The organism is Roseibium denhamense, assembly GCF_009711415.1.
Lineage (GTDB): Bacteria > Pseudomonadota > Alphaproteobacteria > Rhizobiales > Stappiaceae > Roseibium > Roseibium denhamense.
In genome coordinates this window covers 441,003-451,487 of sequence record NZ_SMLZ01000116.1, presented here as the reverse complement: position 1 = coordinate 451,487, position 10,485 = coordinate 441,003, and the positions used below count along the sequence as shown (strand labels likewise).

The 10,485-nt window shown below is 55.9% G+C and carries 9 protein-coding genes; 7 read left to right on the top strand and 2 right to left on the bottom strand.

Translation table 11 applies throughout. The annotated features are described in order from the left end of the window. Positions 1–349: 349 nt before the first annotated feature. The 5 genes from E1180_RS21960 (at position 350) to E1180_RS21940 (ending at position 6,214) form a co-directional block, all read left to right on the top strand. Positions 350–1,960 carry a cytochrome ubiquinol oxidase subunit I gene (locus E1180_RS21960; protein ID WP_155194870.1) on the top strand — a complete coding sequence of 537 codons (1,611 nt, stop codon included), beginning with the start codon at positions 350–352 and terminating at the stop codon, positions 1,958–1,960. A gap of 5 nt (positions 1,961–1,965) precedes the next feature. Beyond that, on the top strand, positions 1,966–3,123 hold the full coding sequence (cydB, locus tag E1180_RS21955; protein WP_155194868.1) for a cytochrome d ubiquinol oxidase subunit II: 1,158 nt from the start codon (positions 1,966–1,968) through the stop codon (positions 3,121–3,123). A gap of 24 nt (positions 3,124–3,147) precedes the next feature. Then, positions 3,148–3,267, top strand: a complete 120-nt coding sequence (cydX, locus tag E1180_RS21950) for a cytochrome bd-I oxidase subunit CydX (RefSeq protein WP_155194866.1) — start codon at positions 3,148–3,150, stop codon at positions 3,265–3,267. A 666-nt stretch (positions 3,268–3,933) separates the two neighbouring features. Continuing rightward, positions 3,934–4,944, top strand: coding sequence for a BMP family lipoprotein (locus tag E1180_RS21945; RefSeq protein ID WP_155194865.1), 1,011 nt, complete (start codon positions 3,934–3,936; stop codon positions 4,942–4,944). A gap of 259 nt (positions 4,945–5,203) precedes the next feature. Beyond that, a complete protein-coding gene (locus E1180_RS21940; protein WP_155194863.1) occupies positions 5,204–6,214 on the top strand; it encodes a BMP family ABC transporter substrate-binding protein in 1,011 nt (336 codons plus the stop codon). A gap of 89 nt (positions 6,215–6,303) precedes the next feature. Here the strand turns inward: E1180_RS21940 and E1180_RS21935 are convergent, their stop codons facing one another. Together E1180_RS21935 and E1180_RS21930 are read right to left on the bottom strand one after the other, a co-directional pair. Continuing rightward, entirely contained in the window at positions 6,304–6,846 is a 543-nt protein-coding gene (locus E1180_RS21935; protein ID WP_155194860.1) for a peroxiredoxin, read from the bottom strand. Positions 6,847–7,080: 234 nt separating this feature from the next. Then, on the bottom strand, positions 7,081–7,914 hold the full coding sequence (locus tag E1180_RS21930) for a hypothetical protein (RefSeq protein WP_155194858.1): 834 nt from the start codon (positions 7,912–7,914) through the stop codon (positions 7,081–7,083). A 345-nt stretch (positions 7,915–8,259) separates the two neighbouring features. Here E1180_RS21930 and E1180_RS21925 point away from each other — a divergent pair, with 345 nt between their 5' ends. After that, positions 8,260–8,733 (top strand): TRAP transporter small permease subunit, encoded by a 474-nt coding sequence (locus E1180_RS21925; RefSeq protein ID WP_208997300.1) that lies wholly within the window; start codon positions 8,260–8,262, stop codon positions 8,731–8,733. After that, positions 8,730–10,289, top strand: coding sequence for a TRAP transporter large permease (locus tag E1180_RS21920; protein WP_155194856.1), 1,560 nt, complete (start codon positions 8,730–8,732; stop codon positions 10,287–10,289). The genes E1180_RS21925 and E1180_RS21920 overlap by 4 nt, the downstream gene beginning before the upstream one ends. The last annotated feature ends 196 nt before the right edge of the window (positions 10,290–10,485 follow it).

The window sequence follows — 10,485 nt, the reverse complement described above, 5'->3', positions numbered from 1 at the left end:
TTTTGACGAGCCCGGACCTGTTTATCCTGGACGAAATGACCGAAGGACTTGATTCGGTCACAGCCGCAGATGTTCTCGAACGGTTCATGGCGTTCAAGGGGCGCGCAGGCGCCATGGTCATCGCGCACAAACGCCTCGAGCTTGAAGCGGCCGACAAGGTCCTTTACCTCCATTAAGCGCCGCAACTCTCGTAAATCCTTGTTAATTCTTTCGGATATCGAAAAAAAGACCGGGCGTTTTCGGTGAGGCTTTGCGCCGCATTGAAATGGATCGCATTGACCCCAGCGCGAGTGTAAGCCAACATCTTGCAACGCGCTCAAGCCGGTCCGGCACTCAAAGGGGGTGAGCGATGGAACTGAATGTTGTCGATCTGTCACGGCTGCAATTTGCCATGACAGCGCTTTACCACTTCCTGTTTGTGCCGCTCACCATCGGGCTATCTATTCTGCTCGCAGTCATGGAAACGGTCTATGTCATGACCGGCCGCGAGATCTGGAAGCGGATGGTGAAGTTCTGGGGGACGCTGTTCGGCATCAATTTCGTCCTAGGCGTTGCAACGGGTTTGACCATGGAGTTCCAGTTCGGGATGAACTGGGCCTATTTTAGCCAGTATGTCGGCGATGTTTTTGGCGCGCCACTTGCGATCGAAGGTCTGATGGCCTTCTTCCTTGAGGCTACATTTGTCGGCCTGTTCTTCTTTGGCTGGGACAAGCTGTCAAAACGTCAGCATTTGGCAGCAACCTGGGCGGTTGCGCTAGGGACGAATTTTTCCGCGCTCTGGATCCTGATCGCAAACGGCTGGATGCAGCACCCGGTCGGTGCGGTCTTCAATCCCGACACCATGCGGATGGAGGTCACGAGTTTCTTCGACGTCCTTTTCAATCCGGTGGCCCAGGCCAAGTTCGTTCACACCGTGTCGGCCGGATACGTCACAGCTGCGATGTTCGTGCTCGGTGTTTCGGCCTGGTACATGCTCCAAGGGCGCCACCTGCAGATTGCCAAACGCTCAATGGCTGTTGCCGCGGCATTCGGTTTTGCCTCCGCGCTGTCCGTTGTCGTCCTCGGCGATGAAAGCGGCTACGAAGCGAATTTGAACCAGAAGATGAAACTCGCAACCATCGAGGCTATGTGGGAAACCGAGCCCGCACCGGCGGCGTTCAATCTCGTCGCCTGGCCGGATATGGAGAATCGCGAGAACCTCTTTGCAATTGAGGTTCCCTATGTGATGGGGCTGATCGCGACCCGGTCACTGGATACGGTCATCCCCGGCATCAATGAGCTTGTGGACCGGTCAAAGGACCGCATACGCCAGGGGGCGATTGCCTGGGATGCCTTGCAGAAGATCCGTGCTAATCCGGCTGAAGCCAGCGAGGACATTCGTGAAACGTTCCGGCAGAACGCCGGTTCGCTCGGTTATGGCTATCTTCTGCTGCCTTACACAGACGACCCGCTCACGGCGACAATGGAACAAATTGATGCGGCCGCCTGGTCGACCGTGCCGAACGTCTTTCCCATGTTCTATGCGTTCCGGATCATGGTTGCCTGCGGCTTCTTCTTCATCCTTCTGACGGCGGTTTTCTTTTACTACTCGTCCACCGGAAAGCTGGATGTCTTGCGGGAAAAGCGGCGCTGGATCCTGCATATCACGGTCTGGTCGATCCCTCTGCCGTGGATCGCATGCGAAATGGGATGGTTCGTTGCCGAGTACGGACGCCAGCCGTGGATCATCGAGAGCATGTTGCCGACATCCGCCGGTGTTTCCAGCTTGTCGGTCACAGAGGTTCTGCTCACCCTGGCAGGGTTTGTCATCCTCTACAGCACACTCTTGGTGATCGAGATCGCGCTGATGATCAAATACATCAAGATCGGTCCGGAAGAGCACACGCCTGACAAGGAGGCCATTCCGTCCGCAATGTCCGCGGGGTCTGCGCCCCGGTCCATTCCCGTTCCAGCGGAGTAGGCACTTTGGTTTTGCACGAACTTATCGACTACTCCACCTTGAAGATGATCTGGTGGCTGCTGCTCGGGGTGCTCTTGATCGGCTTTGCGGCGACGGATGGTTTCGACATGGGCGTTGGAACGCTGTTGCCGTTCGTGGCGGACACAGACATCGAACGGCGTGTGGTGATCAACACGATCGGTCCGACCTGGGAGGGCAACCAGGTCTGGTTCATTCTCGGTGGCGGCGCGATTTTCGCAGCCTGGCCGCCGCTCTACGCGATCAGCTTCTCCGGGTTTTACCTTGCCATGTTTGTGGTGCTGGCGGCCATGATCTTGCGGCCTGTCGCCTTCAAATACCGCTCGAAGCGGCCGGACCCGGCTTGGCGGAGCGCCTGGGATTGGGCGCTTTTCACCGGGTCCGCCGTGCCTGCGCTCGTCTTTGGGGTTGCCGTTGGCAATGTTCTCTTGGGCGTGCCATTCAAACTCGATCCTGACCTTCGCATGACCTACGAGGGGTCGTTTTTCGGCTTGTTCTCGCCATTCTCACTTTTGTGCGGCCTGTTGTCAGTGGCAATGCTGGTAGCCCATGGCTCCGTATGGCTCGTCATGCGTGCTTCCGGGGAGGTGGCTCAGCGCGCGCGGCGGTTTGGGACCATTGCCTCGGGTTTCGGTTTGGTCCTGTTTGCGGCTGGCGGATATCTTGTCGCCTCCGGTTATGTGGAAGGGTTCAGGATTACATCCGACATCGATCCGAACATGCAGGCCAATCCTTTGGCAAAGCAGGCCGTTGTGGAAGCAGGGGGCTGGATGCGCAACTACGCGGCGCATCCGACCCTGTGGGCAGCACCGGGATTGGGCTTTCTCGGTCTGGCCGGAACACTCGTTCTCCTGCAGACCCGTCTGGAAAAACTGATTTTCGCATTTTCCAAGATGGCTGTATTCGGGATTATCGCCACGGTCGGAGTGTCCATGTTCCCGTTCATCCTGCCGTCTTCGGTTCAGCCGGAGGCGAGCTTGACGGTTTGGGATGCCTCGTCAACCCACCGGACCTTGTTTAACATGCTGGTGGCAACCATCATCTTTCTGCCAATCGTTCTGACCTACACCGCTTGGGTTTACCGGGTTCTCTGGGGCAAGGTGGACGAACAAACGATCGAGCGGGATAATCATACGGCCTATTGAGCTGGCCACTGGGAGAACATTGCGATGTGGTACTTCGCCTGGATCCTCGGAATGCCCTTGGCCTGCTGCCTGGCAATCCTCAATGCCATGTGGCTTGAACTGCGGTCCGACGATGAGCGTCTCAACGAAATCGGCCGCGACTAAGTTCTGGGGACAACCTATCCAGCAAGGTCATCGGGCCGATTGGACGCCCTGAGGCACGAAACTAGGGCATTCAAGTTAGAAAGTTGCTGACTTTAGGCCGGATTCACGAGCCTGTCCCCTGGCTGGATAGACGGCTTTGACGGGGAGCAAGGCCCTTGGTGTTGGTCTTGCGGATTACCGGTCTCGAGTCACTTCATCACGAGTTCCAAAGGAGTGTGGATCTTGGGCCAGTGGTGCGGCGCACGCAAAAGGGCAGAGAATTGCCGAGCGGCTGGGCAAGCTTATCCGCACTATGAAAAGTGGCTCCGAAACGGCCAAGTTTTTCGATATGGTTTAACCACCAATGGACAATTGGCAGGTGTATTGATGCTTTCAGATGCTACTGGAGAAAATGCCAACATATGAGCGATCGTCATTTATTGCAGTGTTAGTTATTATTATTTGGGGCTCAAGGAATACTGATGCCGTTCAGATAGGGCGGCAGATAGCATGTATACCCGGTGGCTAGATTAAGAGTGCGATAACCTGTTTTCTTGAAAACTTATGAAAATTGACCAAAAGGACAAATTATAGTCTTTTTGGGACTTGTTCCATCATCCTTTCTTTACACCTCAGGCACCATATGGGGGCACAGTCGAATGGCTGGGTTCACTTGTGAGGTGAGAAATGCGTAAGAACGTACTCAAGAAGGCATCTTTTGTCGCCGGACTGCTGTGCTGCGTTGCAGCGACCGCGGCCCAGGCTGACACGAGCGGCGCGATTGTCTTTAACGGAATGAAGAACGATGGCGCATTCAATGAGCTTGGCTTCATCGGCACGGAGCGTGCCGAAAAGGAAGTAGGTATCAAGATCCGCCAGCGTGTTGCAGCTGATGAAGCTGAAACGATCGAAGCACTTCGCGTCTTTGCTGATCGCGGCGTCGAGCACCTGCTGACCCTTGGGTTCGCAAACACGGAAGCGGTCAAGACGGTCGCTGCCGAATATCCGGACGTTAAGTTCACAATCATCGACGGCTACATCCCGGATATGCCGAACGTGCGGTCGGTTTTGTTTGCCGAGCAGGAAAGCGGATTTATCGCGGGCTATGCCGCGGGTTTGAAAACCAAGACCGATAAAGTCGGCACCATTGGCGGCATGGACATCCCGCCGGTCCGCAAGTTCATGTGCGGCTTTGCGGCTGGTGCGAAGAAGGCAAATCCGGATGTAACGATTGTCTCCGAATATGTTGCCGATACACCGGCCGGTTTCCGTGATGTGGATGGCGGTATGGCAATTGCGGAAAAGATGACGGCCGATGGTGTCGATGTCATTTTCGCACCGGCTGGCCGTGCGGCCGAAGGGGCTGCGAAAGCAGCTGAAAAGGCAGGCGTTTTCGCCATCATGGTGGATGCCAACCAGAATGACTTCATCCCAGGAACTGTTCTGACAACTGCCTTGAAACGGGTTGATGAAGCCGCTTTTCTGACATGGCAGGCCGCAATGGACGGGTCATGGCAGTCCGGAATTGTGACAATGACGGCTGCGGATAAAGGCGTCGATTGGGCGGTGGATGCACACAACCAGTCAGTCGTTGAGGACATCAAAGGCCAGGTTGATACAGCCATGGCCGATCTTGCCGCAGGCAGCGTCGCCATCGAGCCGGTTGACGGTGTTGAAGGATGTGCAGACGTTCTCTAACCACAAGGCTTCACTGAAGACTTGCAGAGTAAAATATAAGTGCCCCGGCATTGTCCGGGGTTCTTTATTTGGGATTTGTAAATATTTTGGGGTAGTCCGGCCTTCGGGCGGAAAGAGCTTGATGTATTTGACAGTTGTGTGCCGAAGAGCGCACGTCTAGCATAAAGGTGTACCCTTGCGGAATAAGAGGCGCCATTCCGAGGGCGCAGATGACAGGTGCAATGAAAACAACCGCCGGAAATCGAACCGGAGCAGCTGTATGAGGGGGCTGGTCCAAAAACTTCTCCAGCTCGCGCTGGTGCTTGCCACTTGTGTCAGCGGTGCTGCTGCCATTGCGGAAACCCGTGGTGCCATAATCTTTTCCAGTGCCCGGCAGGATGGCTCCTTTAATCAGCTTGCCCATGTCGGCACACAGCGCGCGGTCGACCAGTTCAATCTTGCCGTCGAAGAGTGGATACTGGCGGATGAAGATGACCTGTCTGAGGTTCTCAGAGCGTTTGCCAAGGTTGACGTCAACCACATCTTGTTGATCGGGTACGACCATTCCGCCGCCGTGCGCGAGGTTGCGCCTGTTTATCCTGACGTGAAATTCACGGTAATTGACGGTGTTGTTTCAGACCTTCCCAACGTCCGCTCCATTGTGTTCTCGGAGCAAGAGGGCGGTTTTATTGCGGGCTATGTTGCAGGCCTGAAGTCGGCAACCCGGCACGTGGCAACAATTGGCGGAATGGACATCCCACCGGTCAGGCGGTTCATGTGCGGCTTTGTCGCCGGAGCCAAACATGCCGATCCCGGTATTGAGGTCGACACCGCCTTTGTCGGCCTTTACATAACGGCGTTCCGCGACATCTCCGGCGCACAGGCGCTTGCCGAACAGCACTATATGGAAGGCGCTGATGTGATTTTTGCTCCGGCCGGTTTCGCGGCGGAAGGTGTTGCCAAGGCTGCGGGCAAGACAGACGGCTTCGTGATCATGGTGGATGCCAATCAGAACGGACTTGTTCCTGGAAGCGTGCTCACGAGTGCCTTGAAGCGTGTCGACGAAGCCGCTTTTTCGGCTTGGAAATCCGCTGTCGACGGATCCTGGACACCTGGAATGTCAACAATGTCGGTTCGGGAAAACGGGGTGGACTGGGCAGTCGATGATCACAACCGCGCACTTGTTGCCGATTTTGAAGGTGAGGTCGAAAAAGTGAAGGAAGACCTTGCTACGGGCCGGGTGAGGATTGAACCAGCGCCCGAGCTTCAAGAATGTGCCGCAGTTCTCTGACAGCCCGCGTCGGGCCGTTAAACCTTTCTCATAAAAAATTAAGCCCCGGACAAAAATCCGAGGCTTTTTTATAGGCGATCTGACGCAAATCAGGCGGCTGCAGTCTGACCTGCCCGAAGATGTTCAAGGATGTTTTGCGGCGAGGAGACGCCGTAAGGGTCGGTTTCGCAATTGTCGGAAAAACCCTCTTCCTCGAACCACTGCTCGACAAGACCGTCATTGACGATGGCACCATACCGCCAGGAACGCATGCCAAATCCGAGATTGTCCTTGGCAACGAGCATGCCCATCTTGCGGGTAAACTCGCCGGACCCATCCGGCAGGACCTTGACGTTTTCGATGCCTTGCGCTTTGGCCCAGGCATTCATGACAAAGGCATCATTGACCGAGATACAGTAGATCTCATCGGTTCCCTGCGCCTGAAAGTCGGCAAACAGCTTCTCGAAGTCCGGCAGCTGATAGGTCGAACATGTTGGTGTGAATGCGCCGGGCAATGAGAACAGAACGACCTTCTTGCCCTTGAAATAGTCATCACTGGTCTTGTCTTCCCAGCGGAACGGATTCGGGCCCTCGATGGTTTCATCGCGGACGCGCGTGCGGAAGGTGACGGACGGAACGTATTTGCCGAGCATACATAGTCTCCAGAAAGTGGATCAGGGATTTGCTTCCAGTGTGGCGGGAGGGCGGCTGTCCGAGTGGAGGAAATGGCAGCCGGAGCCGAACCAGAAGCGAAAGAACGCGCTCGACCTACCGCACTTGCTGCAATGCGGCAAGATGCTACCCCACCTTCAATATCTCCAAATTCACAGCTTGCTGGCACAAGGGCCGCGTCCTGCTGGCGCGGCCCGGCAACACTCCTTGAGCCGTTAATGAGCGTTTTTCAGGGAAACCTTGAAACTGGCGCCGTCGCTCTTTCCCTTGATCTGGAAGAAGTAAGCTGGACCTGTCTCGGGCCGGATCATCCAGATTTCCATCGGTTTTGAATTGGCGATTTTGAGCCTGATTTGCCTTGCGGTCACGGGCCGTCCGCCAAGGGAGACTTGAGTGTCTCCAAGGTCTGTCACAGCCGCTTTGAAGACCGACATCTCTTCCGTGTCGATTATGGTCAGTGTCTTTGGGAGGACATAGTTTCTCGACTGCCAATAGAGCGGCAACCCGATCAGGGATGTCTCGAAATGGTCCGTCGTTAGGCGTTTATGCTGCGGGGAACCCCTTTCATCCAACAGCAGTATCCCGGCAATTGTCATTGCTTCTCCCGCATAAGGAACAACCGTCGCAATGACTTCCTTCGCCAGCCCGGCGACTTCCTCGATTTCAAGTTCTTGTGGGGTTTTCATTTGTGCAGTGAAGGCCAGATAGCTGTCGCCGGAGCGCTGAATTTTCGTCCAGTACGTCTTCTTGTTTTCAACGAGTTTGTTGGAGGCCTCATCCAGAAAGCCGTTTGCTGAAATCGTCTCCTTCAAAACGCTGGTAATCCGCACCTTGCGAAAAAAGGCCTTCGCTTCGATTTTTGTCGTCAGCTGGAAATCGTGCGCCCCGTCCGGCAAACGGGAATACTCATGCAAGATCTGGCCAACGTGTTTTCCGTCGAGTTCGACCGAATATATGCGCACAGAGCCGGCATGGGCACTGGCCCCTCCGGCGATGAGGAGCCCGGCGGCGAAACCGAGCCGGATACAAAATGACTTAAAGCTATACATTTTCTTGTCCATGAAGTGGAGGCGGAGATGTGGTGGCTCAGGATTTGGAATGAAGAGCAAGCACACAGGCCTGCCACGGTGAAGGGAAGGGGCGATCATCAGCCGGGCACTGGAGTTCCGGAATGCCCGTGGTCTTAATATAATGAACGAACGTTCGCTACAATAGTGGCTGTCGTTTTTCCGTCCGCCGAGGTTTGCCTTCTCTCACGGCAAACAACAGTTCACGCAGCCTGTACCCAAAAAGATCGTCTATTGACGGTGTTAGGAGAGGGGCCGCTATTGCCGGACCGCCAGCTAAGCCGATACAACACAGCCGGAATTTGTTTTTTGCAGTTCGGAAAATTGATGCGGACAGTGTTTCAGGTGGTGCAGTGGGCGTGTATGGCGTTCGCCTTGGTGGTTTTTCTCGGGCAGTTGGCGATGGTGCTGATGCGCTATCTGCTCGGCTTTGGTTTTCTAGAAATGCAGGATGCCGTGAACTATGCTTTTGCAGCGCTTGCGGCCTTGGCTGTTGCTGTTGCCTTTGAAGAAAACAAGCACGTCCGCGTCGATGTCTTCAGCCAGCGGCTCTCCGAAGCCGTCAACGGATGGATCGACAGTGCGGGCGACCTGCTTTTGGCGCTTCCGGTATTTGCTATTCTGTTGTGGACCGCCTTTCCTTTGATCAGAGCGTCGTGGGCGATCTTTGAAGGATCACCCGAAACCGGCGGCTTGCCAGGATTGTTTCTCGTAAAATCAGTGCTTCTGCTCTTGCCAGGCCTTGTCTTGCTGTTGGTGCTCACCCGTCTGGCCAGTGCCCTGCGCAGGGGACTGCAATGACAGCAGATCTCATGTGGTTGTGCCTGATGGCGGTCGCCGTGTTCGGCTGCATTTTGTCGGGTGTTCCGGTGCTGCTTGCAATCGCGGGTGCGCCGACGCTGGTTGCGGTTCTGGCCTCCCTGTCCGGCGCGTTCGACCTTGTCTATTTCCAGGCCATTCCGCAGCGGCTTTTTGGAATCATGAGCAACCCATTGCTGCTGGCCGTTCCGCTTTTTGTCTTCATGGGCGTCCTCTTGGAAAAATCCAAGCAGGCAGAGCGTATGCTGGAAAGCCTGACGGAAGCTCTTGGCGGGCGCAAATCGTCACTCGCCCTGTCGGTCGTTCTTGTGAGCGCGCTGATTGCAGCCTCGACCGGCATTATCGGGGCAACCATCGTGATGCTGGGCACGATTACCTTGCCGGCGCTTTTGCGTGCAGGTGTCGGCAAACAGATGAGCAGCGGCCTGATCTGCGCCAGCGGAACGCTCGGCCAGATCATACCACCGTCCATCGTTCTGATCCTGTTGGGAGATCAGATTTCAAATGCTTATTTCGAAGCCCAGCAAGAGGCTGGAAACTTTGCCCCCGATCCCGTTACTGTCGGCGATCTGTTTGCCGGCGCACTGCTCCCAGGGCTTTTGCTTGTTAGTCTTTATGCAGCCTATGTCAGCGTTCGCCTGCGCGGTGCAGGCGCAACGACTGGCCAGCAGGTGGCGGGTGCATCTCCTGAGCTCAAAGGCCGTTTGCTGCGCAACATCGCGCCGACCCTCGGCCTCATTGTTGCAGTGCTCGGCAGCATCCTGATTGGTGTCGCAACACCCACGGAAGCGGCAAGTGTTGGGGTTGCCGGGGCTATCTTGATCGCAGCTGCCAATCAAACCTCGGTTGCCGCGCGCATCGCGCTCTTATGCGCAGCTCTCACGACGTTCTTGCTTTTGTTGCGGCAGGCAGGCGTGTTCGGGCTTGAGTTTGAGGGCGGTAAAATCGTCTGGTCCGCCGGCACGCTGTTATCCGTCGGCTTGACCGCAACAGCATTCGGATTGTTGCTTTCGATCATGGCGCCCTTGATGAAATCCGGGGTCCTGTTTCCAGCCTTACGCGAGACCGTGACGGTTACCGGCATGATTTTCGGCATTGTCATGGCGGCCAGCATCCTCTCGCTGGTGTTCCGGGGCTTCAACGGTGATGAGCATGTGGCTGAATTTCTGGAAGCGGTGCCGGGCGGTCCGATGGGCATGCTCGTCGTTACGATGCTGGTGATCTTCCTGCTCGGGTTCATCCTTGAGTTCGTTGAGATCATCTTCATTGTGGTGCCGATTGTTGGGCCGATTATTTTGCAATCGGATATCAGTCCGGTCTGGTTTGCGGTTCTGATCGCGCTCAACCTGCAGACGTCCTTCTTGACACCGCCCTTCGGCTTCGCACTCTTTTACTTCCGGTCTGTTGCCCCGGCGGAGATACGGACGTCCGAGATCTACATGTCCGTCATTCCGTTCGTTCTGATCCAGCTTCTGGCGCTGGCAACCGTCGCCCTGTTTCCGCCGCTGGCAACGTGGTTGCCGTCGGTCCTGTTCTGAGTTCCTGGAGGATTAAGATGAAAAGACGCACGTTTTTGAAGGCCGGTGCTTTGGCTGCACCTGCAACCATGCTGGCGGCGCCCGCCATCGCGCAGGGCAAGATCGAGTGGAAACTGCCCACATCGTTTCCGGCAAAAGCACCCGGCGTTGGGACCAACGTGACCACATTCGCCGAGCGTGTTGCGGCCATGTCCGA